Source organism: Vibrio sp. Scap24 (genome assembly GCF_013394185.1).
Lineage (GTDB): Bacteria > Pseudomonadota > Gammaproteobacteria > Enterobacterales > Vibrionaceae > Vibrio > Vibrio pomeroyi.
In genome coordinates this window covers 1528157-1554969 of the sequence record NZ_CP041332.1, presented here as the reverse complement: position 1 = coordinate 1554969, position 26813 = coordinate 1528157, and the positions used below count along the sequence as shown (strand labels likewise).

Below are 26813 nucleotides of genomic sequence, written 5' to 3'. Positions count from 1 at the left end.
GTTTTTTTCATCGAATGGCGCAAAATATCGAATATATTGAGTGTTTATCCTTGCTCTGCTGAGTAGAATGGGGAAATAAGTGGAGTGAACCTTCACCATCAAATGGATAACTTAAAGGTAGGCCAGAATGTCTTTTGAAGTACTAGAGCAGCTAGAAGCAAAAATTCAAACAGCAGTAGATACAATTGCACTTCTTCAAATGGAAGTGGAAGAACTTAAAGAAGAGAAACAAGCACTAGCAACTGAAGCTGGTGAGCTTAAAGCAAGCCGTCACGAGCTAGAGCAAAAAACTCAGCAGATGCAAGAAGAGCATTCAGCATGGCAAGATCGCATCCGTAACCTTCTTGGTAAAATGGATGAAGTAGAGTAATTCACTCTTTAGATTTAAAAAACGCCCGCTACTCAGTAGCGGGCGTTTTTGTTTGTTCTTAATTTTGGAAAGATTAGCTTGGAGTTAACAGGGGTTACTCAACCTCTTCTTCAACATCCAAATCAAGCTCAACATCCAAAGGCTCAGCAGAAAGAATAATGCCGGTGTTGTCTGCGTAGAGGTAGTCTTCCGGTAAGAAGGTCACGCTGCCAAAATTCACTGGTACGTCTATCTCACCGACACCTTCTTGGCTTGCACCAACCGGAATAGAAGCTAGGGCTTGAATGCCTAGGTTCATGTCTTCAAGTTCATCGACTTCGCGAACGCAGCCGTAAACCACAATCCCTTCCCACTCATTGTCTTCGGCAAGTAAGGCCATCTCAGCGTCGATCAGCGCTTTACGCAGTGAGCCGCCGCCATCGATTAACAACACACGTCCTAGACCATCTTGCTCTAATACCGAGCGAATCAAGGCGTTGTCTTCAAAGCACTTTAATGTCGTGATCTGTCCTGCGAAGGATGCACGTCCACCGAAGTTGCTGAACATTGGCTCCACGACATCAACTTGATCCAAATATATGTCGCACAGTGCTGAAGTGTTGTATTCCATTAGTATACCTTTTGAACAATGAGCTTACTTTGAGTATATCGGTGCTTGATCCCTTTGCAATGATTAGTCTCAATTAACTCAATAGAGTTTGAGCTACGACAACCCCTGCAAACAATAGGTTAGTGACCAATGAGCATTTCACAATCACAGGCATCATTGGCGCGATCTGTGCTGGTTTCTCTGTTTCCCAAACTGCCTTGCCATGCTTGTAAACAATCACAATGCTCAGTAAAAACGGCAGGCTGATCCAGACCGGCTTTTCTTGAATCAGTAGGTAAATAGCAAAAGAGACAAGGGCTAATCCAAGCAGTGCAAAGTGGTAGTGTTTGGCTTTACGCTGGCCAAGGCGAACCGCCATGGTGCGTTTGCCACATTCACTGTCGTTTTCGATGTCACGCATGTTGTTGATATTGAGTACCGCAACCGCCATCAAGCCACAGCCCAATGCCGGAAGGAACAGGCTTGGTTCAACATGACCTGTGTGTAGGAAGTAAGTCCCCGATACACCTAACAAACCAAAGAAGATAAATACCGATAAGTCGCCGAGGCCAATGTAACCATAAGGCTTATTACCCACGGTGTAAGCAATGGCTGCCACAATCGCTAATACGCCTAATGCGATGAAAGATAAGATACTTTCTATTGAGGTCAGCGCATGAAAAATCAGAATCAGCCCGGCAACCATGGTAAACACGATATTGAGGATGATGGCTTGCTTCATGGTTTTCGCTGTCACCGCGCCAGACTGCATCGCACGTGTTGGACCGAGGCGATTTTCGTTGTCGGTGCCTTTTACTGCATCACCGTAGTCATTGGCTAGGTTCGACAGAATTTGTAATAGGGTGGCGGTTAAAAAAGCCAGTAGTGCTATCGATAAAGAAAACTGATCGCTGGCGAACGCTAAACTACTTCCTGTAAGAATAGAGACGAGTGCGAGAGGCAGAGTTTTCGGTCGTGCGGCATCAAGCCAAATCAGTAGAGATTGTTTCATCGTAGGTCTATTTCGTTGTAAGTCTTCGTTTCATACTGTGATTTGAGTATACGCCCATTTTTCGGGTAATAAAAAGCCCACTCGAAAGTGGGCCTTGAATTCGCTTATTAGCTGCTATTTCTTTGAGTTAGAGCAATAAGTTGGAGTTTCGTGTGCTACAGGATGAAGCGGCTTAGGTCTTCGTCTTCAACGAACTCACCAAGCTTAGCTGTTACGTAAGCTTCATCAATCACTAGCTTGCTGCCAGCCTTGTCTGTTGCGTCGAATGAAATCTCATCCATCAGGCGTTCCATTACTGTGTGTAGACGACGTGCACCGATGTTTTCAGTGGTTTCGTTGACACGCCATGCAGCGTCAGCAATCTGGTTGATGCCATCTTCAGTGAACTCAATGCTCACATCTTCTGTTTTCATCAGGGCAATGTATTGCTCAGTCAGAGATGCTTTTGGTTCAGTCAGGATACGTTTGAAGTCATTCGCTGAAAGCGCTTCAAGTTCGACACGAATTGGCAGACGACCTTGTAGTTCAGGGATCAGGTCAGATGGCTTAGCCACTTGGAAAGCACCTGATGTGATAAACAAGATGTGGTCCGTTTTTACCATACCGTGCTTAGTTGATACTGTGCTGCCTTCGATAAGAGGCAGTAGGTCACGTTGAACACCTTCGCGAGATACGTCTGGGCCTGAGCTGTCGCCACGCTTACAGATTTTGTCGATCTCATCGATGAATACGATACCGTTGTTTTCAGCGTTGAAGATCGCGTTCTCTTTTAGCTCTTCTTGGTTCACAAGCTTCGAAGCTTCTTCTTCCGTCAGTGCTTTGAATGCGTCTTTGATTTTCATCTTACGCTTTTTCTTGGTGTCGCCCGCTAGGTTTTGGAACATGCCTTGTAGCTGGTTGGTCATCTCTTCCATGCCAGGAGGTGACATGATTTCAACACCCATTTGCGGCGCTGCTACATCAACTTCGATCTCTTTGTCGTCTAGCTTACCTTCGCGCAGTTTCTTGCGGAAAATCTGACGAGTGTTTGAAGAGGTAGCGTCTTCGTTTGATTGCTCGTTCTGACCCCAAGCATCGCGTGCTGGTGGTAGTAGGGCATCAAGAATGCGTTCTTCAGCTTGTTCTTCAGCGCGGTATTGTACTTTTTCCATCGCTTGCTGGTGTGTCATCTTGATCGCAACGTCCGTTAGGTCACGGATGATGGTTTCAACTTCTTTACCCACATAGCCCACTTCGGTGAACTTAGTCGCTTCTACCTTAATGAACGGCGCGTTTGCTAGTTTCGCTAGGCGGCGAGCAATTTCAGTTTTACCTACACCGGTTGGACCGATCATCAGGATGTTCTTTGGTGATACTTCAACACGCAGGCTTTCTTCAAGCTGCATACGACGCCAGCGGTTACGCAGTGCGATAGCCACTGAACGCTTAGCGTTGTCTTGGCCGATAATGTGGCGATTGAGTTCGTGAACAATTTCGCGAGGAGTCATCTCAGACATGGTTTTTCCTTAATTCTTTAATCACTGTTGATACACGTTTTGGGTAGAAGCGTTTGTTATTCTGGCTTTGGCAGCTCAACAGTGCTTTCTAGCTCTTCAACAGTGTGGTGATGGTTGGTGAACACACAGATATCGCCAGCAATATTCAGCGACTTCTCTGCGATTTCACGCGCATCTAAATCAGTATTTTCTAGTAACGCGATAGCAGCGGCTTGTGCATAGTTACCACCCGAACCGATAGCAATCAGGTCGTTCTCTGGTTGAACTACGTCACCGTTACCCGTAATGATCAGTGAAGCGGTTTCATCCGCTACCGCAAGCAGTGCTTCTAATTTACGTAGAGCACGATCGCTACGCCAATCCTTTGCCAGCTCAACGGCAGCTTTGGTTAGGTGGCCTTGGTGCATTTGTAGCTTGCTTTCAAATTTTTCGAATAGCGTGAAAGCATCAGCGGTACCGCCAGCGAAACCAGCCAGTACTTTGTTGTTGTATAGGCGACGTACTTTGCGGGCATTGCCCTTCATTACAGTATTGCCTAGAGATACTTGTCCATCACCCGCGATGACGACTTTATTATTACGACGTACAGATACTATGGTAGTCACGAGTAGGGCCTCTTAATATTCTTATCTTTGGGTATAAAAAGTATATGAGGATGGCACTCTGATAATTCAAGGAAGGGCGAGTGATGTCGCGCAACTTATCGGTGGAAGTTGTAAGGAAATTTGGCGAAAGGGACTAAATAAAAGAAAACCTCCACAATGGGAGGCTTTCGGTGTTTGCTGCGACTCGAGCGGCTACACAACTGCGTTATCGCTTATCACTACTCGGTATCTTTCCAAATAGCACAAGGTTCGATTTTTGCGCGCTGTAGCTTGTGGCGATCTCGCTCGGCATCACGCTTCAACTTGTAGGGTCCTAGAACCACACGGTACCAGCTACTGCCGTCTTTCTTACGGATTTCACTCGAAATACCTTGGAAGGCAATATCCAGTTTACGTGCTTCTGCCTGTGCTGAGGTTTTGTAAGCGCCACACTGCATGATGTAAGGGATCTTAGAGATCTCTTGCTCTTTGGCTTTGACTTCAATCTCGCGGCTCGGCAGCGTTTCAACGTAGTCCCACTTCTCTTCTGGAGGTGGCGGAATCACTTTCGCTGGTTTTGGCTTAGGCTTCGGTTTGCTCACTACTGGAGCCGGTGCTGGTGGCTCAGGATCATTACTCAATAAGTAAAGTCCGTAACCAAATCCGCCAACAAGGAGGATCGCCAAAAGACCACTACGCCATGGTTTACGGCGAGGGGCTTGCTTCTTGGTCGGTCTCTTCGTGCCACGACCGCGCTTTACATAATCTCTATTAGCCACAAGACAATTCAGTAGTTGGTAATTCTACTCTCATGGTAATCCAGATTGCGCGAGGATAATAGTGCAGAAATGGAAGCGGCACATCAAAATGTGCCGCAGATTTATATCGGTATTTCTATGGTTTACATTCGAGGTGGCGCAGTACTGCCACGAACCACTAATTTGGCCTCTAGCAGACGCGAACCTGCTTGCACATCATTGCCTTTCAGTAGATCCAGCATCATCAACATCGCTTGGCGTCCAATCTCATAACGAGGTTGAGAAATGGTGGTTAGCGGTGGATCGCAGTATTGAGCGAATTGAATGTCATCGAAGCCAACAATCGATAGGTCTTGAGGAACTCGTAAACCTAACTTCTTCGCTTCTTGAATCGCACCAATGGCCATCGCATCGTTGTGACAGAAGATAGCGGTTGGTTGTTCTGGCAGTGCCAGTAATTGACGAACGGCCTGAGCACCGGCTTCAAAAGTGAAGTCGCCGACTGTACTGTAGGCTGGGTTCATTGCCACACCTGCACGACGCAGAGCTTGTTGATAACCTTGTTGGCGGAACTTACATAGAGTTGCTGATACTGGGCCAGAGATTTGAGCTATACGTTTATGACCTAACTGAGCTAGGTAATTCACGGCTTCAAATGCAGAGGTCAGGTTATCGATGTGTACTGTTGGGAGTTCAAGCTCAGGAGCGAACTCACACGCCATTACCATCGGTGGTAAGTTCTTTTGTTCAGGCTTGCTGACATCAAACGGGTGGTCGGTGCCAAGCAATAACATGCCGTCCGCTTGCTTAGTGAAGACAAGGTTAACAAACGAAGACTCGCGCTTCTTTTGCTGACCGCTGTCACCCAGTAGAACAAGATAGTCATTTTCTACTGCGGCATCTTCGATACCACGAATGATCTCGGCGAAATATGGGTCACAGATATCAGGAACGATAGTGATGATGGTTTTTGATTCGTTGCGACGTAAGTTTCTAGCTAATGTGTTGGGTGAGTATCCAGCTTCAAGTACTGCTGTTTCCACTCGCTTACGAGTTGAAACTGAGACTTTCTCAGGGTTCATCAATGCACGTGATACAGTGGCTGTTGAGACGCCTGCTAGCTGGGCAACATCCTTCATTGTCGCCATAAATTAAACCCTCTTTTAAGTTCCTTTGTCGCCTAAGTATCTAAGGCGTGAATAATAAATGTAATCGGATAGATATTGTGAAAGTGTTGCTAACACTTTTTTTATTGCAATATTTTATTCGTTTAATCCGTGTAAAGTTACGGCTAGATTAACAAAAATCACATGACTAGTGTGAAGTTGCTCACGAGAAATATGAAATATTTGTGAACAAACTTATCATTAGTTTTAACCCGCGTGGGTTTAGCTTAAATCTTGCGGTTCGATATCGAGTGACCAACGGACTTTTTTCGCAGCGGGTAACATATTGATTGCCGGTTTCGCGCTCATTAATAGCTTCTGCATCAATGAACGAGTTTGGGTTTGCAAGATTAGTTGCCAACGAGATTTGCCAGCTCGTTTGGCTAACGGTGCAGGAGTTGGCCCTAACACCATGCAATATTGGTCGAACAGTGGATGTGATTCCAATGTATGGCGAACCTGACGTAAGAACTCTTCCACTAAGCGCGTGTCATTCGCTTCAGCTCTGAACAGCGTCATGAACGTATAAGGAGGCAACATCGCTTGTTTACGTTCAGCCAAAGCCGTCTGAGCAAAATGGTTATAGTCTTTGTGTAGCAGCGCCTGCAGTAATCCGTGTTCAGGGTGGTGTGTTTGTAAAATTACTTCACCAGGTTTGCTTGCACGACCTGCACGGCCCGCGACTTGGATAAACAGCTGAGCAAGGCGTTCAGACGCTCGGAAATCACTACTATATAAAGAGCCATCGACATCCAATAACGCCACAAGTGTCACGTCAGGGAAGTGATGACCTTTGGCCAGCATCTGTGTACCAATCAGGATTTGGTATTCACCCTTACGAATCGACTCTAATGCACTTTCTAAGCTGCCTTTTCGACGGGTGCTGTCGCGGTCAATACGTATGGTTTTGTATTCAGGAAATAGTTGACCAAGCTGCGCTTCAAGTTGTTCGGTACCTACACCTACCGTCACCAAATTAGCAGAACCACAGCCTTGGCAATTGTGCACGATATGCTGCTGTGAACCACAGTGGTGGCAACGCATTTCATTACTGTATTGATGATAGGTGTAGTAGGCATCACAGCGCTTACATTCAGCTGTCCAACCACAGTCGTGACACATTAATGCCGGAGAGAACCCACGGCGGTTGAGGAACAGCATCACTTGGTTGCCTGCTTTCAGGTGTCTTTGCATCTCGGCAATTAATGACGCCGATAAACCACTTTCCAGATATTCGCCTTTCACATCCAGCACTTTATTGGTGGTCGGCAAAGCGACCCCCGCCCGTGAAGTAAGGGTGAGATAACTGTATTTGCCTATCTGAGCATTATGCAGCGTTTCAAAGGCAGGTGTTGCTGAGCCTAATACAACTGGAATCTGTGCTTTATGAGCGCGCATGATCGCGACATCACGAGCGTGGTAGCGCAGGCTGTCTTGCTGTTTATAAGAGGCATCGTGCTCTTCATCAACAATGATGATGCCCAAGTCTGCAAACGGTGTGAACAGAGCTGAACGGGTACCAATCACAATGCCCGCTATCTTATCGCGTGCTGATAACCACGCATTCAGTCGCTCAGAGTCGTTTAAACCAGAGTGGATAACCTCAACAGGCACATTAAAGCGTCGCTTAAAGCGGTTAATGGTTTGTGGAGTGAGGCCGATTTCTGGCACCAGGACCAATGCCTGTTTACCCTTATCGAGTATCGGCTTGATCATATTCAGATAGACTTCTGTCTTACCTGAGCCTGTCACACCTTCTAGTAAGAAGCAGCCGAAATCGGTCTGGCTATTGACGGTCGCGATTGCGATGGCTTGCTCTGCATTAAGCTTGGGTTTGTCTTGGTCGTTCTCAAGATCCTCAGGCCAAGGTTGACGCTTCGGCTTTTTCTCTACCGATTCAATCCAGCCTTTTTCCTCTAACGTCTTGAGTACAGCGCTACCCACCTCTTCATCAATAAACTCTTGATGAGGAACGGGGCCGTGCTCAAGCATATGCATTACTTTGGCTTGTTTGACAGCACGACCAAAGCCCTGCATCAGTTGGTCTCGCCCTGATGGTGTTAACTGCCATTCAACCAGTGTCGCGAAGTCGGCCGCTTTACCTTTGCGTAAGGCACTCGGCAGGGCGTTAGCAAAGGTCTCGCCAAGCGGATATTGATAGAACTGACTGCACCACGTTAACAGTGAGTAGACAGATTCCGGCCAAACAGGTTGATTATCCAATAGCGCTTTAATTGGCTTGAGCTTGTCTAGCTCGAATTCGGATTCGTTAACCAGAGCCGTAACTATTCCTGTTAAGGTTTGTCGTCCAAAAGGCACAGAGACTCGTCCACCAATAATCGGAAACAGGTGGTTTGGAATCTTGTAATCGAACTGCTTGTCGAGTGGAACAGGCAGTGCCACACGGGCAATCATTGGACGCATAAAGGGACGGCTTTATCTGAGTTGACGAGAGCGAACAGTCTAAAGGATAAGGCGGTTAAATTCGAGGAGCAGTTTGAATGAGAGAGGGCAAGCTAACGCATGAAGGCAGCTATCATCCCCAAATTTCAATCAACGCTTCTGCTGAAAAAGGAAATAAAGACACAATTGGTGAAAAATGTATCAAATCAGTTGATCCTGCCTTATAGATTCATTACTATACTGCGCCTTAAAGGTATGGCTTCGTCACTCTTTTGTGCGAATGCGGTGTCTTTATTTCTTTTTTAAACTACGTGTGGTGTGCGGCTTAGAATCGTATAGCGACACGGCCTACTTGAGGTTATCCCATGAAAGCTGGAATCCACCCAGAATACAAAGCAGTTACTGCTACTTGTTCTTGCGGCAACACATTTGAGTTCAACTCAACGCTAGCAAAAGAATCAATCCACCTAGACGTATGTGACAAATGTCACCCGTTCTACACTGGTAAGCAACGTATCGTAGATACTGGCGGCCGTGTTGATCGCTTCAACAAGCGTTTCGGTGCTCTTTCTAGCAAGAAGTAATTCTCGCTATTTAGACATAAAAAGGACACTTCGGTGTCCTTTTTTGTTGCCTGTAATTGGTAAAATCACTGACTTCTATTCAAGTGTCCATCTCACCTAACGATAAGTTGCCTCTTTATTCTATTGCACGGCAATTCCTTGCTTATCATTCGTCACCAAAATTCCGCATGAAAGTTCAACAAGCGATAGTAATTTCAACTGCTCACTGGTCTTATTAGTAGTGAAATCTCGTTTTTTAATGAGACAGAGGCTTCAACCACCTAGGAACTTTGAAGTACATCCATTAACATGAACAAGATCCCCCAAATAATAATATCCTAGGAACCTACACCTATGTCTGAAGACAGCAGCCAAGCTCAATCCTCTCAAGAATTATCGCCTCAAGAACAATTCCGTCAGCAAGCTCTTGATTATCATGAGTTCCCGATTCCAGGCAAAATTGCCGTAGAACTGACGAAGCCTGCAAACTCTGCAGAAGACCTAGCACTTGCATACAGCCCAGGCGTGGCTGAGCCTGTTCGCGAGATCGCACAGAACGTTGATAACGTCTATAAGTACACAGGTAAGGGCAATATGGTTGCTGTTATCTCTAACGGTACAGCGATTCTTGGCCTAGGTAACCTTGGTCCTATTGCTTCTAAACCTGTTATGGAAGGTAAAGCGCTACTGTTTAAGCGTTTTGCTGGTTTAGATTCTATCGATATTGAAGTAAAACACCGCACAATCGATGAGTTCGTTGATACAGTTGCGAACATTGCAGATACATTCGGCGGTATTAACCTAGAAGACATCAAAGCACCAGACTGTTTTGAGATTGAACGTCGCCTGATTGAGCGTTGTGATGTACCAGTATTCCACGACGACCAACACGGTACTGCGATTGTAACAGCAGCAGGTATGCTGAACGCGATCGAGCTTCAAGGTAAGAAACTGGAAGAGTGTAAGATCGTTTGTCTAGGTGCTGGCGCAGCAGCGGTTGCGTGTATGGAACTACTGATTAAGTGTGGCGCTCAGCGTGAGAAGATCTACATGCTTGACCGTAAAGGTGTGATCCACACTCGCCGTGACGACCTAAACGAATACAAAGAACTATTCGCAAACAACACAGATAAGCGTACGCTTGAAGATGTTATCGAAGGTGCTGACCTATTCTTGGGTGTATCTGGTCCTAACCTGCTTCCAGCAGAAGCACTAACGCTGATGGCTGATAAGCCAGTTGTGTTTGCATGTTCAAACCCAGATCCAGAGATCAAACCTGAGCTTGCTCACGAAGTTCGTTCTGACCTTATCATGGGTACAGGCCGCAGTGATTACCCTAACCAAGTAAACAACGTACTTTGTTTCCCATTCATTTTCCGTGGTGCGCTAGATGTGCGTGCAAGCGAAATCAATGACGAAATGAAGCTAGCGGCGGTTAAAGCGATTCGTGAACTGGCGAAAGAAGAAGTTCCAGCTGAAGTACTGGCAGCGGCGGGTGAAACTGCACTGGAATTTGGTAAAGGCTACATCATTCCTAAGCCAATGGACCCACGTCTACTTCCTCGCGTAGCAAAAGCAGTAGCAGAAGCGGCTGTTGAGTCTGGCGTTGCTCGTATCGAGATGCCTGCTAACTATATGGCTTAATAGCTTTTTATAGCTGCTGCTCTCTTGAGTGCAAAAGAATAATAAAAAACCGACTCATCTGGAGTCGGTTTTTTTATGTCTATCATTCATAGCGCAGTCATAAAAACAATGCACGATGTGATCAATAGGGTTCAAAGGCAGTGACTGAGTTGTTTTTATTCTTCGTCAAACGCTTCGAACTCGATACCCATCTCTGTCATCAGCTTTTTCACTTCAGCAGGAATATCGTCTGGGCGGTCTTTACGAAGGTCTTCATCCGTTGGTAGTGGTTGGCCTGTGTATGCATGTAGAAAGGCTTCGCACAGTAGCTCACTGTTTGTTGCATGGCGTAGGTTGTTAATCTGGCGGCGAGTACGCTCGTCAGTTAGAACCTTTAACACTTTTAGAGGGATAGAAACTGTAATTTTCTTTACTTGTTCGCTTTTCTTTCCATGCTCAGCATATGGGCTTATGTATTCACCATTCCAGTCGGCCATTGCGTACCTTCATCACTTTAGTTGTTAGAATAAATTAATAGTGGTGATTTTAGCGGGATTTACCGCCATAAGCAAAGACATATAGACGTCTAGAAGTGTTGACGGCTCACGTTTATGAAAGTAAAGTGAATAACATATATCTAACACAGCCGCAAAATGCCGACAAGCAGCTGTGATTCTCAGACGCAAAACTTGTAAGGAAGCACCTATGAGCAGCCGGAAGCCAGCAACAATCGCAGTACGTACTGGTATCGAGTCAGACACGCAACACCATGCCGTTGTCCCACCTATTTATCTTTCGACTAACTATGGGTTTCCCGCTTTTGGTGAAGTGCCAAAGTACGATTACACCCGTTCTGGTAACCCAAACCGCGGTTTACTAGAAACGGCACTGTTTGAGCTTGAATCAGGCAAAGGCGCGGTTGTTACTAACTGTGGTACTTCGGCGCTAAACCTATGGGTTTCTGCTTTCTTAAGTGGCGATGATCTTATTATCGCACCACACGACTGCTACGGTGGTACTTACCGTCTGTTTAACACTCGCTCACTGAAAGGTGACTTCAAAGTTCTGTTTGTTGATCAATCGGATCAAGCAGCACTGGATGCGGCGATCGCGCTTAAGCCAAAGTTGATCTTAATTGAAACACCATCGAATCCATTGGTTCGTGTGGTTGATATTGCAGAAACATGCCGTAAAGCGAAAGAGGTTGGTGCTCTGGTTGCTGTCGACAACACGTTTTTGACTCCTGTGTTCCAAAAGCCTTTAGAGCTAGGTGCAGATTTTGTTATTCACTCAACCACTAAGTATATCAACGGACACTCAGACGTTATTGGTGGTGTTGTCGTCACGAAAACGGAAGAGCACGCTGAAGAGCTAGCATGGTGGGGCAACTGTATTGGTGCGACCGGCACACCATTTGATAGCTACATGACTCTACGTGGTATTCGTACGCTAGGTGCGCGTATGCGAGTTCACGAAGAGAGCTCACGTGAAATTCTGGCGTCTCTGCAGCAACAAGATTTAGTCGGCACGATTTACCACCCAAGCCTTCCTGAACATCCGGGTCATGATATTGCGAAGAAGCAGCAGTCTGGCTTTGGCTCAATGCTGAGCTTCGAGTTTGCAGGTTCATTTGAAGCGCTTAAATACTTTGTTGATAAGTTAGAGCTATTTTCTTTGGCGGAGTCTCTAGGTGGTGTGGAAAGCTTGATTTGTCACCCTGCGTCGATGACTCACCGTGCGATGGGTGAAGAAGCGCTGGCAGAAGCGGGCGTTTCTCAACAGTTGCTGCGTCTTTCTGTTGGTCTTGAAGATGCTGAAGACTTGATTGATGACCTCAAGCAAGCGTTTGATAAAACACAAAGCTTTATCGCTGAAGGGGAGGGTTAATAATGGCAACCTTTCGCCAGCTACATAAATTTGGTGGTAGCAGCTTAGCGAACCCTGAGTGTTACCAACGCGTGGTCAACATTCTTAGAGAATACTCATCAGCCACTGACTTGGTCGTGGTGTCGGCAGCGGGTAAAACCACTAACCGCTTGATTGAGTTTGTTGAAGCGCTCGACAAAGATGGTCGTATCGCTCACGAATGTTTGCAAGCACTTCGTCAGTTCCAACTTGAGCTGATTGAAGCGCTGCTTGAAGGTGAGTCTTCGGCTCAGCTAACGGCTACCATTCAACAGGAATTTACCGCTTTGGGTGAGCTAACTGCTCCTCTAAGCGAAGCGCAAAAAGCACAAGTGCTAGGACATGGTGAGGTTTGGTCTTCACGTCTATTAGCCGCTTTGTTGTGCCAACATGATTTACAAGCGGTTGCTCAAGATGCACGTGCCTTTTTGCGTGCAGAAGTGGGTGCTCAACCTGAAGTTGACCGCGCACGTTCTTACCCTCTAATTAAAGAAGCCTTAGCGCAGCATGCACATTGCCGCGTCGTGATTACTGGTTTTATGGCTCAAAACACTGAGGGTGAAACGGTTCTACTCGGCCGTAACGGTTCGGATTACTCTGCAACTGTGATTGGTGCTTTGGCTGAGGTTGAACGCGTAACGATTTGGAGTGACGTCGCTGGTGTATACAGCGCAGACCCTCGTTTGGTTTCGGATGCGTGTTTATTGCCTCTGCTTCGCCTTGATGAGGCGAGTGAACTCGCTCGTCTAGCGGCTCCAGTGCTTCATAGCCGAACGCTACAGCCTGTGGCTCAAAGTGCTATGGACTTAAGCTTACGCTGCAGCTATCAGCCAGAGGCGGGCTCTACACAGATAGAGCGTGTACTAGCATCGGGTCGCGGCGCAAAAATCATTACCTCTTTGGATGAAGTGCTTATCGTGCAACTGACGTTTGGGCACGGCCATGATTTTGACCGTCTAGAGAGTGAAGTGCTTGAAGGGCTTAAGCGCGCTCAACTTGAGCCGCTTGCTTACGAGCTTGAACCGGACCAGCACTGTTTGCGCCTTGCTTACACAGAAGAGATCGCTGGTGGCGCTTTAGAATATCTGCAAGATCACGCGATTGAAGCTGAGATTAAGCTTAAAGAAGGTTTCTCTTTGATTGCTGCCGTGGGTGCTGGCGTGACTAAGAATCCGAACCACTGTTATGGTTTCTACCAACAGCTTAAGAGCTCGCCGGTTGAATTCATCTCGGAAGCCAACTCTGGCTTGAGCTTAGTGGCTGTGATTCGTAAGAGTGAAACATCAAGCCTAGTGAAAGGCATTCACTCTCAACTATTCCAAGCGCAGAAGCGTGTTGCGATTGCTTTATGTGGCAAGGGCAATATTGGTTCAAGCTGGTTAAGCCTGTTTGCAGAGCAAAAAGCGGAACTTGAAAAGCGTCGTGGAATGAACTTTGAATTAGTAGCCGTGGTTGATAGCCAAACCTATTGGTTCGACGACCAAGGTATTGATGCGACTTCGGTAGGTAAGCGCTTTGACGACGAAGCGATTGCCAACAATGGTAACGACTGGTTAGAGCGTTTAGGCTCTATTCAGGGTTATGACGAAGCAGTGGTTCTCGATGTGACTGCAAGCCCAGTGCTTGCGGCAAAATATCTGCAAATCGCACAACAAGGTATTCACCTGATCTCGGCGAACAAGGTGGCAGGCTCTGCATCAAGCGAGTATTACCATCAGGTACAAGATGCTTTTGCGAAGATTAGCCGTCATTGGTTGTACAACGCGACCGTTGGTGCAGGTTTGCCGATTAACCACACGGTGCGTGACCTGCGTGAAAGTGGCGATGACATCATTGCGTTGTCTGGCATTTTCTCGGGCACATTGTCTTGGTTGTTCCAACAGTTTGATGGCACAGTGCCGTTCAGTGAGTTGGTTGACTTGGCATGGCAACAAGGTCTTACGGAACCAGACCCACGAGCTGACCTCGATGGTTCAGACGTGATGCGTAAGCTGGTGATTCTGGCTCGTGAGTCGGGCTTAAACATCGAGCCTGAAAACGTAAAAGTTGAATCATTGGTACCTGAAGAGTTGCAAGATCTGTCGGTTGATGACTTCTTTGATAAGGCTTCTGTGTTAAGCGAAGAGCTAGCAGAGCGTTTAGAGAAAGCGCACTCCCAACAGAAGGTTCTGCGTTACGTAGCGCGTTTAGAGAAGAATGGTAAGGCAACCGTAGGTGTTGAAGCCCTATCTAAAGAACACGCTCTAGCTAACTTGCTGCCTTGCGATAACATTTTTGCGATTGAGAGCAAATGGTACAAAGATAATCCATTGGTTATTCGTGGCCCAGGTGCAGGGCGTGAGGTAACGGCGGGTGCAATTCAATCAGACCTAAACAGAATGTCTAGTCTGTTCTGATACTCAGATCGTTTGGTTTAGCGTCTAAATAGCATACTATTCACTAAGATAAATAAGGCTGAAAGCACGATGTGTTTTTCAGCCTTTTTTCTACATTATTTCTGCTTTGCAAGCCATCTAACTACTTGAGTTTTACTCACGATCTACTTGAAAAAAATTCATAATGGATCTGTTGACATTAAATCGTATTCAATACATCCTACAGACATATAGACGTCTAAACGTCGTTTAAGGATTTGAGATTTTAGTGGTCGCTTTTGCCACAGGGAGAGTAAGATGGGATACACACACGCTAGTCATATCGACGCTTTAAATCAGAATATCGCTGAGCTTTCTGACAACATCAATGTGTCATTTGAGTTTTTTCCACCAAGCAGTGAGAAGATGGAAGAGACCCTGTGGAATTCTGTTCACCGTCTTAAAACACTTCAGCCAAAATTTGTATCAGTAACCTACGGTGCAAACTCGGGTGAACGTGACCGTACCCACTCAATCATTAAAGAAATCAAAAACCAAACAGGTCTAGTAGCAGCTCCACACCTAACGTGTATTGATGCTAGCCGCGAGGAGCTGATTCAAATCGCCGACGATTACTGGGCGAATGGTATCGAGAGTATTGTTGCTCTGCGTGGTGATATTCCAGCAGGTGGCGGCGCGCCAGAGATGTACGCATCTGATCTAGTTGAACTACTTAAGTCTCGTCACGACTTTGATATTTCAGTAGCGGCATTCCCTGAGGTTCACCCTGAAGCAAAAAGCGCTCAATCGGATCTTATTAACCTAAAACGTAAAGTAGATGCCGGTGCTAACCGTGCTATCACTCAGTTCTTCTTTGATGTAGAGAGCTACCTACGCTTTCGTGACCGTTGTGTGGCGGCGGGTGTTGATGTTGAGATTGTACCGGGCATCCTACCGGTTTCTAACTTCAAGCAAGCGTCTCGCTTTGCTGCGATGAACAACGTAAAAGTACCGGGTTGGATGGCGAAGCAGTTTGAGGGTTTGGATGATGATCCAACGACTCGTCAGCTTGTTGGTGCTAGCCAGGCAATTGATATGGTTCGTACACTGAGCCGTGAAGGTGTGAAGGACTTCCACTTCTACACGCTGAACCGTGCAGAAATGACTTACGCACTTTGCCACACGTTAGGTGTTCGTCCGCAAGTCGCTGCGCTTTAAGCAAAGTCTAGAAGTAAAGCCTAAGTACTTGTAAAAAGCTTCTGGCTGTAAAATTTCAAATCCTATAGATACAAAAAAGGCTTGGACTCTAAGAGTTCAAGCCTTTTGCTTTTCTAGCTTCTAGCTTCTAGCTTCTAGCTTCTAGCTTAACTTAAGCAAGAGCGCCAAGTTCAAGCAGTACTTCTTCAGCCCATACAATCCATGCTTCACGGATAAGTAGGTTACGACGAAGAGTAAGACGCTCAAGGCGTGCTTGCTTGTCTAGAGTTGATGGCGTTGCGTAGTAAGCCGCTTCGATTTCACGGTAGTGAGAAACCAGTTTGCGAGACTCTTCTACTAGCTCAGCAAGTTGTACACGGTAAGCGTCAGAAGGTTGTACAGCACAAGCCATTAGCTTAGCTGAGAACTCGTCACGAACGGTTGGGTGTGCAGTTGGTTGTTCAAACCATTCACCTAGCGCGCCACGGCCAGCATCAGTGATAGAGTAAACTTTACGATCAGGTTTGCCTTCTTGAGGCTCAAGCACGCAAGTTACCTGGTCATTCTGAGCCATTTTATTTAGCTCGCGGTAAACTTGTTGGTGGCTAGCTTTCCAGAAGTAACCAATGCTTGCGGAGAATTCTTTTGTGATATCGTAACCAGTAGCATCGCGTGTACTTAAAACGGTTAGAATTACGTGTGGTAATGACATGTCTGAAATCCAAATGGTAAACAGTAAACAAATACTTAAACAACAAGTGTGCTTCTAATGGCACGTTATATTGGTTATGTCTAAGTAGCACCAACTCATCGGTTGGTTATGTCACCTTACAAAGCCGTTTATCACCTAGGTTGACCAGTTTATTGGTCAAGATGCTGCAGATTATTTTTTTGGAGTGTTTCCGCAGCGGAGCAGTAGTATATCTAAATAATAAGCATAAAGTAGAATACATGGACAAAATAACCCAAAAAACTGACAAAAAACTCAGTATTGCTTATTTTGTGAAATAAAAAGGTCGCACTAGGCGACCTTTTGTCTATTGTATAGTAGGAATCACTAATTAACCAGTGTTTCGCATGCCTGCTGCAATGCCTGCAATCGTCACCATTAGCGCTTCTTCAAGCTCTGCTGGTGGTGTTTCACACTTACGAGTACGGTAAAGCAGCTCAGCTTGAAGCATGTTTAGTGGCTCAACGTAGATGTTACGTAGGCGGATTGACTCAAGTCCCCAAGGGTCGCTCTGCATTAGGTTCTCGTTGTTCTCAACATTCAGCACGGCTTTGATGTCTTTTTGCAACTGTTCACGCAGCAATTCACCTAACGGTAATAGCTCTTCGTCAACAAGACGTTGGTCGTAGTATTTAGCGATTTCCATGTTGCACTTCGAGTACACCATTTCCAACATACCTAGACGGGTAGAGAAGAACGGCCACTCGCGACACATCTCTTCAAGCAGGGCTTGATGACCTTGGTCTACTGAGTACTGAATCGCTTCACCCGCGCCTAACCATGCAGGCAGTACCAAACGGTTTTGGCTCCAAGAGAAGATCCATGGAATCGCACGTAGACTTTCTACGCCGCCGTTCGGGTTACGTTTCGCAGGGCGAGAACCAAGAGGCAGTTTGCCTAGCTCTAGTTCAGGTGTCGCTTGACGGAAGTAAGGTACGAATTTCTCTTCGCCACGAACCACGTTACGGTAAGCCTCACAAGACACTTGAGACAGCACTTCCATTAGGTCACGCCACTCTTGTTTTGGCTCTGGTGGCGGCAGAAGGTTCGCTTCTAGAATCGCACTTGCGTAAAGGTTAAAGCTGTTTACCGCAACGTCTGGTAAGCCAAGTTTAAAGCGGATCATTTCGCCTTGCTCAGTTACACGTAAACCGCCTTTCAAGCTCTTAGGCGGCTGAGAAAGAAGAGCTGCGTGCGCAGGAGCACCACCACGACCAACCGTACCGCCACGACCGTGGAATAGAGTCAGTTCAATGCCTTCTTCATCACAAACCTTAACCAGCTTGTCCATCGCGTCATATTGAGCCCAACCTGCAGACATTACACCCGCATCTTTCGCTGAGTCAGAGTATCCGATCATCACCATTTGGTGGTTCTGGATAAAGCCACGATACAAGTCGATGCTCATTAGCTGCTTCATTACTGCTTCTGAGTTGTTCAAGTCGTCTAGCGTTTCGAACAGCGGACATACGTCCATGCGGTAAGGGCAACCACATTCTTGCAGTAGTAAGTGAACAGCCAGTACATCTGATGCAGTACGAGCCATAGAGATCACGTAAGCACCGAAGGCTTCTCGAGGTTGAGCAGCAATGACCTTACAGGTGTCTAAAACCTCTTTAACCTGTTCAGATGGCTCCCAATCACGAGGAAGTAATGGGCGCTTAGAGCTTAATTCATTGGTTAAGAAAGCAATCTTGTCTTGCTCGCTCCATTGGTCGTAGTCGCCAATGCCTAGGTAGCGAGTCAGTTCAGACAGTACATCTGAGTGACGGGTACTTTCTTGACGAACATCGAGACGCACTAGGTGTACACCGAATGCTTTTAGGCGGCGTAGAGTATCAAGCAGAGAACCGTCTGCGATTACGCCCATGCCACATTCGTGCAGCGATTGGTAACACGCGTAAAGCGGAGTCCAAAGTTGGTCGATGTTCTGTAGTGTTTCTTTCTTCGGAACCTCAGTGTCATGCAGTTTTGCATCCAGCACTTCTAGCGTGTTGTTCAGCAGAGTGCGTAAGTTCTTCAGGATTGCACGGTAAGCTTCGTGCTCATCGCCTGCTAGATCACGAACCGCATCATTACACTTAGTCATCGACAGTTCAGTAATCAGCTCATTTACGTCGCCTAGGTAAAGGTCTGCAGCTTTCCAGCGAGATAGGCGTAGAACTTCCTTAGTGATGGTGTGCGTTACGAATGGGTTACCATCGCGGTCACCGCCCATCCAAGATGAGAAGTGTACCGGACGTGCATCGATCGGCAGGCCTTCACCAAGGTAGCCTTTTAGTCGGCCGTCCATTTCACGTAGGAAATCAGGCACGGCTTCCCATAGAGAGTTTTCTACAACCGCAAAGCCCCACTTAGCTTCATCAAGTGGCGTTGGGCGTTGCTGACGAATCACATCAGAGTGCCAACCTTGAGCGATAAGTTGCTCTAGGCGACGTTCGGTTTTCACGCGCTCTTTGTGTGATAGGTCGCTTAATTCTAATTTAGACAGACACTCGTTGATCTTAACCAGCTTGTTGATCATGGTGCGACGAGTGATTTCTGTTGGGTGTGCAGTCAGAACGAGTTCAATGTTCAGGTCGCGAACGGCTTGAGCCGCATCTAGCTTGCTGATGTCATTCTGGTTTAATTTGGAAAATAGAGATTGCAGCACGTCTGGTTCGCAAACATGCTCCTCACAGTGGCGAGAGATGGTGTGGTACTGCTCTGCCATGTTGGTGAGGTTGAGAAATTGGTTAAATGCACGAGCAACAGGAGTGAGTTGTTCGTTTGGCAGGTTTTTGATTTCTTCAACTAGGCTGTCACGGTCAGCTTTGTTGCCTGCGCGGGCGGATTTGGAAAGTTTACGGATAGTTTCCACTTTCTCTAAGATAACGTCACCATGTGCATCTTGGATTGTGTTACCTAGCAAGCGTCCCAGCATGCTTACGTTACTCTTGAGAGCGGCGTATTTCTCGTTCATTGTCATCCTGCCTCGTAAAAAAATTACATCCATTGTTCCTTGTTAAGTACACAATCTAGCGAAAACTGCTGTATCTAGTCAAATAAAGCATTCTAAGTTTGCAATTATTAGTTTTCGAAATGCGGGAGAAGTAAATTTTCCAAGACTTCGGAATAAAGTGAAATTTAATTACAAGATCAGGCTTTGGCAGGGATAACAGAATAAAAGCCACCTTTTTGGGCGGCTTTTATAAAAAAATATCGAAAGGGTAGCAATAACTAGAAACAATATTTACGGATGGATTTACTCAGAACATCAATCGTTGGATCGATAAAATCGAAGCTTAAGAACTCATCCGGTTGGTGAGCTTGGTCGATTGAGCCCGGACCCAGAACTAAGGTTGGGCAAAGTTCTTGAAGGAAAGGAGCCTCGGTACAGTAGTTCACGGTTTGTGATTCAGTTTCGCAAACGGATTCCATGCCACCGATAAATGGATGGTCATGTTGGCACTCGTAACCCGGGATAGGTTCGTGCAGTGGGGTAATCTCAATTCTGCCCGGCCATTTCGCTTCCACTTCTTTGAGTGCGCTGCGCAGCATGTTATCCAAGCCATCTAAGCTGATACCCGGTAAAGGACGCACATCATAGTGCAGTTCACAGCAACCACAGATACGGTTAGCACTGTCGCCACCGTGAATATGGCCAAGGTTTAGAGTCGGGCTTGGAATTGCAAACCCCGGGTGATGGTACTCTTTAACTAACTTGTCACGTAGCTGCATTAATGCGAATAACACTTCATGCATGATCTCGATGGCGTTGACGCCTAATGCCGGGTCAGAAGAGTGACCTGATTTACCGGTTACTCGTACCGCATTTGCCACGTGGCCTTTGTGTCCACGAATCGGAACTAGGCTAGTTGGCTCACCAATGATGCAGTAGTCCGGTTTAAATGGTGCATTTTCCGTGAAGTGTCGTGCGCCTAGCATGGTTGTCTCTTCATCACAGGTTGCTAATACATAAAGTGGCTTCGCCTGTTTGCTCCAATCCATCTTCTTTGCCGCTTCATAAACAAAAGCGAAGAAGCCTTTCATGTCGGCCGTGCCTAATCCGTAGAAGCGATTATTGTGCTCTGTCAGTGCATGAGGGTTGAAGTTCCAACGCCCTTCATCAAATGGCACGGTGTCGCTATGTCCTGCTAATAGTAAGCCACCTTCACCAGATCCCATCTTTGCGACCATATTATGTTTGCCGGGCTCGACTTCCACGACCTCTACGCTAAAGCCCAAGTCTTTAAACCATTGAGCCATTTTTTCGATCACTTTTTCGTTGCCATGATCCCAGCTTGGATCAGTAGAACTAATAGAGTCGGTGGAAATTAGGCCTTTGTAGACCTCAAGAAAACTCGGTAATTGCATAATATCTTCACTTCTACTATTGACAGGAAAACTATAAGTCGGTAAAACACATATTAAATCATATTTAATGCATAAGAAATCAAATAAAGCTAAAAATTAAGTATGAATAGTCAAATTTTGAAATGTAACTTACCTCAGAAATGGATGTGTTGAGATGTTGAAAACCACGATCATTGGCGCAAGCGGCTACACAGGAGCAGAACTGGCTCTAATGATAAACAGACACCCTGAGCTCACGCTATCAGGTTTATATGTCTCAGCCAATAGTGTAGACGCAGGTAAACCTATTGCGGCATTGCACGGTAAGTTAGCTGGCTTGATTGATATGCCAGTACAACCATTAACGAATCCAGAAGAAGTGGCTAAACAGTCTGATGTGATTTTCTTAGCTACCGCACACGAAGTAAGTCACGACCTAGCGCCAATCTTTCTAGAGAACGATTGCCAAGTGTTCGACCTATCAGGTGCCTTCAGAGTGAAAGGTGAGAACTTCTACCAAGAGTTCTATGGTTTTGAACACCAACACGAGCAATGGCTAGATAAAGCCGCTTACGGTTTAGCAGAATGGAATGAGCAAGCGATTAAAGAAGCTCAACTTGTCGCAGTCGCGGGTTGTTATCCAACTGCATCACAATTGGCGATTAAGCCTTTGGTTGAAGCGAAGTTGCTGGACGAAAACCAATGGCCGGTGATTAACGCAACGAGTGGTGTTACAGGAGCGGGTCGTAAGGCGACCATGGTTAACAGCTTCTGCGAAGTGAGTCTGCAAGCTTACGGCGTATTCAATCACCGTCATCAACCTGAAATGGCTGCACATTTAGGATGTGATGTGATTTTTACTCCGCACCTCGGCAACTTTAAGCGCGGTATTTTAGCGACCATCACCATGAAATTGGCTGAAGGCGTGACAGAACAACAGATACAAGATGCCTTTGAGCAAGCTTACCAAGGTAAACCTGCGGTGAGATTACTCGAAGAGACATTGCCAAGAATTCAAGACGTAGAACAAACACCTTTCTGTGATTTAGGTTGGAAGGTTCAAGGTCAACACATCATCGTTGTTTCAGCGATTGATAACTTATTAAAGGGTGCATCTAGCCAAGCGATGCAGTGTTTAAATTTACGTTATGGTTTTGCGCCATTAACTGCGTTAGTGTAAGGAAATCTAGATATGAGCCTTAATAATCAACCATTAATCATAAAGTTAGGTGGCGCTGCGCTATCTTGTGGTGAAACACTTAGCAAGTTATTTGGTGCTATCTCTGCTTACCAACAACAGGCACAGCGACCAATCGTGATTGTTCACGGTGGTGGTTACCTTGTTGATGACTTGATGAATAAGTTGAACCTCGAAACCGTTAAGAAAGAAGGGCTACGTGTTACTCCTTATGATCAGATCCCTGTGATTGCAGGTGCACTAGCGGGTACGGCGAATAAATTACTGCAAGGTCAGGCGATAAAAGACGGTATCAATGCCGTTGGTTTGAGCTTAGCTGATGGTGGTTTATGCAAAGTGAGCGAACTGAACCCTGAACTGGGTGCGGTAGGAAAAGCGGAGCCGGGCGACTCAACCGTTCTGCAAGCGATTCTTAATGCTGGCGCACTGCCAATCATTAGCTCAATTGGTCTGACTGAACAAGGTCAACTGATGAACGTCAATGCCGACCAAGCTGCGGTTGCCGTTGCTGGCGCACTTGATGCTGAACTAGTTCTTCTTTCTGATGTAAGTGGTGTGTTGGATGGCAAAGGCCACCTCATTCCAAGCCTTAATCAACAACAAGCCGATGACCTTATTGCAGGCAAAGTGATTACTGACGGCATGATCGTTAAGGTTCAAGCCGCACTAGAAGCCGCCAACGACCTCGGACGACCAATCGAAGTCGCTACTTGGCGATACCCAGAAAAGCTAACACAACTGTTTTCAGGTAAAAGCATAGGAACACAGTTTTTACCTCAGTAGTTCTCACAACGAGTCGCTACTTAAAGAATTTAGACAAACTAAATAAACATATAATTATGAAGTCATTTCCAACGCTGACCGCCATGTGCAGTATGGAAACTAGGAGAAAGAAAATGAGCAAAGTTAACGTAAAGAAAGTTGTAGTAGCCTACTCTGGCGGTCTAGACACATCAGTAATCATCCCATGGTTGAAAGAGAACTATGACTGTGAAGTGGTTGCGTTTGTCGCGGATGTTGGTCAAGGCGATGAAGAATTGATTGGTATCGAAGAGAAAGCAAAAGCTTCTGGTGCTTCTGAGTGTTACATCGCTGATCTTAAAGAAGAGATGGTGGCAGATTACATCTACCCAACACTAAAAACAGGCGCTTACTACGAAGGCAAATACCTACTAGGTACTTCTATGGCTCGTCCAATCATCGCGAAAGCGCAGGTTGAAGTTGCACGTAAAGTTGGTGCAGACGCACTGTGTCACGGTTGTACAGGTAAAGGTAATGACCAAGTTCGTTTTGAAGGTGCATTCGCTGCACTAGCACCAGACCTACACGTAATTGCACCTTGGCGTGAGTGGGATCTAGTGAGCCGTGAAGAGTGTCTGGATTACCTAGCAGAACGTAATATTCCTTGTACTGCTTCTCTTACTAAGATTTACTCGCGAGATGCAAACGCATGGCACATCTCTACAGAAGGTGGCGTTCTAGAAGATACATGGAATGCGCCAAACGAAGATTGCTGGGCTTGGACTGTAGACCCAGAGCAAGCGCCAAACGAATCTGAAACAGTGACGCTTAAAGTTGAAAAAGGCGAAGTGGTTGCGGTTGATGGTGAAACAATGACGCCATACAACGCACTGGTTTACCTAAATGAGAAGGGTGCTAAGCACGGTGTTGGTCGTATCGATATCGTAGAGAACCGTCTTGTGGGCATGAAGTCTCGTGGTTGTTACGAAACTCCGGGTGGCACTATCATGATGGAAGCACTGCGTGCAGTAGAGCAACTGGTTCTTGATAAAGCGGCATTCGAATTCCGTGAAGAGCTAGGTGTGAAAGCGTCTCACCTTGTATACGATGGTCGTTGGTTCACTCCGCTATGTAAGTCAATCCTTGCAGCGACAGAAGAGCTAGCACAAGACGTGAATGGCGAAGTGGTTATCAAGCTTTACAAAGGCCATGCAACGGTAACTCAGAAGCGTTCTGACAACAGCCTATACTCAGAAGAGTTTGCTACCTTTGGTGAAGATGAAGTTTACGACCAAAGCCACGCTGAAGGCTTCATCCGCCTTTACTCGCTATCAAGCCGTATCCGTGCTCTGAATAGCCAAAAGTAATCCTAACAATGAGTTAGTGAGCTAGCCTTTGATGAAAAATTAAAGGTCAGTAAACAGACATTATTATGCAAAGCCCATTCACTATTGATTAGTGAGTGGGCTTTTTAGTTTCTATTCGCCTAATAAATCAGCTTCGGTTTTTACTATCGAATGGCATATAATTCGCGCTCCACGCTGAAAATAATCAATGGATTCAACTTGTGGTGAATAAATATGTGAAAATAATGAATTAATACTTTATTTTCATTTTGAATTGCCGTAAGTTTAAACCATCAGAAAAATACTGAATCTTAATCAGAATTATCATTTGCAAAAACAGTGAGCACTGTGCAATTAGGAGATACACAATGGCATTATGGGGCGGTAGATTTACCCAAGCAGCAGACACCCGGTTCAAAGATTTTAACGATTCTCTTCGTTTTGATTACCGATTGGCTGAGCAAGACATTGTGGGCTCAATTGCCTGGTCTAAAGCTCTACTGTCGGTCAAGGTATTAACAGAAGAAGAGCAACAGAAGCTTGAGTTAGCACTGAATGAGCTAAAACTTGAGGTGATGGAAGATCCTGAACAGATTCTACGTTCTGATGCAGAAGATATTCACAGCTGGGTTGAGCAACAACTTATCGGCAAAGTCGGTGACTTGGGCAAAAAGCTTCACACTGGCCGTTCTCGTAATGACCAAGTGGCGACAGACCTGAAACTATGGTGTCGTCAGCAAGGTAACCAACTGCTACTAGCATTGGATCGCCTGCAAAGCCAAATGGTGAATGTTGCTTCTCAGCATCAAGAAACCGTGCTTCCTGGCTACACTCACTTACAACGTGCTCAGCCGGTAACTTTTGCTCACTGGTGCTTGGCTTACGTTGAAATGCTTGAGCGTGACTATTCACGTTTGAATGATGCGATTAAGCGTTTAGATACATGTCCGCTGGGTTCTGGTGCCCTTGCAGGAACAGCTTACCCGATGGACCGTGAAGAGTTAGCTCACAACTTAGGTTTCCGTCGTGCAACGCGCAACTCTCTAGATTCAGTATCTGACCGTGATCATGTGATGGAGCTGATGTCGATCGCTTCTATCTCTATGCTTCACCTTTCGCGTCTTGCAGAAGATATGATTTTCTACAACTCTGGTGAATCAAACTTCATCGAGTTAGCGGATACAGTGACATCAGGTTCATCTCTGATGCCACAAAAGAAAAACCCGGATGCGCTAGAACTTATCCGTGGCAAAACGGGCCGTGTGTACGGTTCATTAGCAGCAATGATGATGACAGTGAAAGCTCTGCCTTTGGCATACAACAAAGACATGCAAGAAGATAAAGAAGGTCTGTTCGACGCTTTAGACACTTGGAATGATTGTATGGAAATGGCTGCACTTTGTTTTGACGGCATTAAAGTGAACGGCGAACGTACACTGGAAGCAGCGAAGCAAGGTTATGCAAACTCTACGGAACTGGCTGATTACCTAGTAGCGAAAGGCATTCCTTTCCGTGAAGCTCACCATATTGTGGGTGTAACAGTAGTGGCGGCGATTGCTAAAGGCTGTGCACTGGAAGAGTTAACCATCGCAGAGATGAAAGAGTTCTCTGAGGTGATAGAAGAGGATGTGTATGACATCCTAACTATTGAATCGTGTCTTGAAAAACGTAGCGCACTGGGTGGTGTATCACCACAACAAGTGGCTTACGCGGTAGACCAAGCTGAGAAGCGTTTGGCGCAGCGTGATACTTCCATCGTTAAGGTTCGTCCTGCTCGTTTGACTGACATCGAAGCATTGGAAGGCATGGTGGCCTACTGGGCGAACATGGGTGAAAACCTACCCCGTTCTCGTAATGAACTTGTGCGTGATATTGGTTCGTTTGCGGTCGCAGAACATCATGGTGAAGTGACCGGTTGTGCATCGCTCTATGTCTATGACTCTGGCTTAGCGGAAATACGTTCATTGGGCGTTGAAGCAGGTTGGCAAGGTCAAGGGCAGGGGACCGCGATTGTTCAGCACTTGGTTGAGAAAGCACGTCAAATGGCCATCAAGAAGGTGTTTGTACTGACTCGTACGCCTGAGTTTTTTATGAAGCACGACTTCTTACCAACCTCGAAATCTCTGCTACCTGAGAAGGTACTGAAAGATTGTGACCAGTGTCCTCGTCAACATGCGTGTGATGAAGTGGCTTTGGAAGTTAACTTGGTCGAGCAGATTATCGCTAAGGTGAATGTTGCATAAGGCATTGATTTTATAGTCCCTAAAAAAAAGATCAAAAATCTGATCTTTTTTGGGAACAAATTAAGAAAAGCCCGGTCTATTAAATTACCACTGCTTTTTCTTAGAATTTTCTAAGAAAGCCCTAGAATCGATTGGTTCTGGGGCTTTTTTCTATCTGCTGTTTGGGAAGTTATACTCGTACGATGGTTGTGACCAATTAT

22 protein-coding genes are annotated in these 26813 nt (G+C 46.1%); 11 read left to right on the top strand and 11 right to left on the bottom strand.

Annotated elements, in window-relative coordinates; translation table 11 throughout:
* Positions 1-127 precede the first annotated feature (127 nt).
* Complete coding sequence (zapB, locus tag FLM53_RS06755; RefSeq protein WP_008219652.1) at positions 128-370, top strand: cell division protein ZapB; 243 nt, start codon at positions 128-130, stop codon at positions 368-370.
* Between the two features lie 94 nt (positions 371-464).
* Here the strand turns inward: zapB and rraA are convergent, their stop codons facing one another.
* From rraA to priA, 7 genes are all read right to left on the bottom strand, one after another.
* Complete coding sequence (gene rraA / locus FLM53_RS06750) at positions 465-980, bottom strand: ribonuclease E activity regulator RraA (protein WP_176680544.1); 516 nt, start codon at positions 978-980, stop codon at positions 465-467.
* 73 nt (positions 981-1053) lie between these two features.
* Positions 1054-1971: a 1,4-dihydroxy-2-naphthoate polyprenyltransferase gene (locus tag FLM53_RS06745; RefSeq protein WP_176680543.1), complete on the bottom strand. Its 918-nt coding sequence runs from the start codon at positions 1969-1971 to the stop codon at positions 1054-1056.
* A gap of 155 nt (positions 1972-2126) precedes the next feature.
* Positions 2127-3467, bottom strand: a complete 1341-nt coding sequence (gene hslU / locus FLM53_RS06740) for an HslU--HslV peptidase ATPase subunit (RefSeq protein ID WP_176680542.1) — start codon at positions 3465-3467, stop codon at positions 2127-2129.
* 56 nt (positions 3468-3523) lie between these two features.
* Positions 3524-4072, bottom strand: a complete 549-nt coding sequence (gene hslV, locus FLM53_RS06735; protein WP_017630920.1) for an ATP-dependent protease subunit HslV — start codon at positions 4070-4072, stop codon at positions 3524-3526.
* 218 nt (positions 4073-4290) lie between these two features.
* A complete protein-coding gene (ftsN, locus tag FLM53_RS06730; protein ID WP_017630921.1) occupies positions 4291-4830 on the bottom strand; it encodes a cell division protein FtsN in 540 nt (179 codons plus the stop codon).
* 122 nt (positions 4831-4952) lie between these two features.
* Positions 4953-5957 carry a DNA-binding transcriptional regulator CytR gene (gene cytR / locus FLM53_RS06725; protein WP_017630922.1) on the bottom strand — a complete coding sequence of 335 codons (1005 nt, stop codon included), beginning with the start codon at positions 5955-5957 and terminating at the stop codon, positions 4953-4955.
* Between the two features lie 240 nt (positions 5958-6197).
* Complete coding sequence (priA, locus tag FLM53_RS06720; protein WP_176680541.1) at positions 6198-8399, bottom strand: primosomal protein N'; 2202 nt, start codon at positions 8397-8399, stop codon at positions 6198-6200.
* Positions 8400-8476: 77 nt separating this feature from the next.
* Here priA and FLM53_RS23980 point away from each other — a divergent pair, with 77 nt between their 5' ends.
* The 3 genes from FLM53_RS23980 to FLM53_RS06710 all read left to right on the top strand — a co-directional run bounded on the left by FLM53_RS23980 (position 8477) and on the right by FLM53_RS06710 (position 10585).
* Positions 8477-8605 (top strand): hypothetical protein, encoded by a 129-nt coding sequence (locus FLM53_RS23980; RefSeq protein ID WP_256099343.1) that lies wholly within the window; start codon positions 8477-8479, stop codon positions 8603-8605.
* A gap of 138 nt (positions 8606-8743) precedes the next feature.
* Positions 8744-8962 (top strand): 50S ribosomal protein L31, encoded by a 219-nt coding sequence (gene rpmE / locus FLM53_RS06715; RefSeq protein WP_004737142.1) that lies wholly within the window; start codon positions 8744-8746, stop codon positions 8960-8962.
* Positions 8963-9295: 333 nt separating this feature from the next.
* On the top strand, positions 9296-10585 hold the full coding sequence (locus FLM53_RS06710) for a malic enzyme-like NAD(P)-binding protein (protein WP_048663011.1): 1290 nt from the start codon (positions 9296-9298) through the stop codon (positions 10583-10585).
* A 155-nt stretch (positions 10586-10740) separates the two neighbouring features.
* Here the strand turns inward: FLM53_RS06710 and metJ are convergent, their stop codons facing one another.
* Positions 10741-11061, bottom strand: a complete 321-nt coding sequence (gene metJ / locus FLM53_RS06705; RefSeq protein ID WP_004415993.1) for a met regulon transcriptional regulator MetJ — start codon at positions 11059-11061, stop codon at positions 10741-10743.
* A gap of 208 nt (positions 11062-11269) precedes the next feature.
* Between metJ and FLM53_RS06700 the strand changes: the two genes are divergently transcribed.
* The 3 genes from FLM53_RS06700 to metF all read left to right on the top strand — a co-directional run bounded on the left by FLM53_RS06700 (position 11270) and on the right by metF (position 16041).
* Complete coding sequence (locus tag FLM53_RS06700; RefSeq protein WP_176680540.1) at positions 11270-12451, top strand: O-succinylhomoserine (thiol)-lyase; 1182 nt, start codon at positions 11270-11272, stop codon at positions 12449-12451.
* Positions 12452-12453: 2 nt separating this feature from the next.
* Complete coding sequence (locus tag FLM53_RS06695) at positions 12454-14865, top strand: bifunctional aspartate kinase/homoserine dehydrogenase II (protein WP_176680539.1); 2412 nt, start codon at positions 12454-12456, stop codon at positions 14863-14865.
* Positions 14866-15141: 276 nt separating this feature from the next.
* Complete coding sequence (metF, locus tag FLM53_RS06690; protein ID WP_004729683.1) at positions 15142-16041, top strand: methylenetetrahydrofolate reductase; 900 nt, start codon at positions 15142-15144, stop codon at positions 16039-16041.
* Positions 16042-16192: 151 nt separating this feature from the next.
* On the opposite strand, the gene FLM53_RS06685 is transcribed toward metF, so the two are convergent.
* The 3 genes from FLM53_RS06685 to argE form a co-directional block, all read right to left on the bottom strand.
* On the bottom strand, positions 16193-16732 hold the full coding sequence (locus FLM53_RS06685; protein WP_017061141.1) for a PadR family transcriptional regulator: 540 nt from the start codon (positions 16730-16732) through the stop codon (positions 16193-16195).
* Between the two features lie 349 nt (positions 16733-17081).
* Positions 17082-19718 carry a phosphoenolpyruvate carboxylase gene (ppc, locus tag FLM53_RS06680; protein ID WP_176680538.1) on the bottom strand — a complete coding sequence of 879 codons (2637 nt, stop codon included), beginning with the start codon at positions 19716-19718 and terminating at the stop codon, positions 17082-17084.
* A gap of 251 nt (positions 19719-19969) precedes the next feature.
* Positions 19970-21106 carry an acetylornithine deacetylase gene (gene argE / locus FLM53_RS06675; protein ID WP_176680537.1) on the bottom strand — a complete coding sequence of 379 codons (1137 nt, stop codon included), beginning with the start codon at positions 21104-21106 and terminating at the stop codon, positions 19970-19972.
* Between the two features lie 154 nt (positions 21107-21260).
* Here argE and argC point away from each other — a divergent pair, with 154 nt between their 5' ends.
* The 4 genes from argC (at position 21261) to argH (ending at position 26613) form a co-directional block, all read left to right on the top strand.
* Complete coding sequence (argC, locus tag FLM53_RS06670; RefSeq protein ID WP_102433309.1) at positions 21261-22265, top strand: N-acetyl-gamma-glutamyl-phosphate reductase; 1005 nt, start codon at positions 21261-21263, stop codon at positions 22263-22265.
* A 12-nt stretch (positions 22266-22277) separates the two neighbouring features.
* Positions 22278-23066, top strand: a complete 789-nt coding sequence (gene argB, locus FLM53_RS06665; RefSeq protein WP_017063686.1) for an acetylglutamate kinase — start codon at positions 22278-22280, stop codon at positions 23064-23066.
* A 113-nt stretch (positions 23067-23179) separates the two neighbouring features.
* Positions 23180-24391: an argininosuccinate synthase gene (locus tag FLM53_RS06660; RefSeq protein WP_017632086.1), complete on the top strand. Its 1212-nt coding sequence runs from the start codon at positions 23180-23182 to the stop codon at positions 24389-24391.
* 347 nt (positions 24392-24738) lie between these two features.
* Entirely contained in the window at positions 24739-26613 is a 1875-nt protein-coding gene (argH, locus tag FLM53_RS06655) for an argininosuccinate lyase (RefSeq protein WP_176680536.1), read from the top strand.
* Positions 26614-26813: the final 200 nt, after the last annotated feature.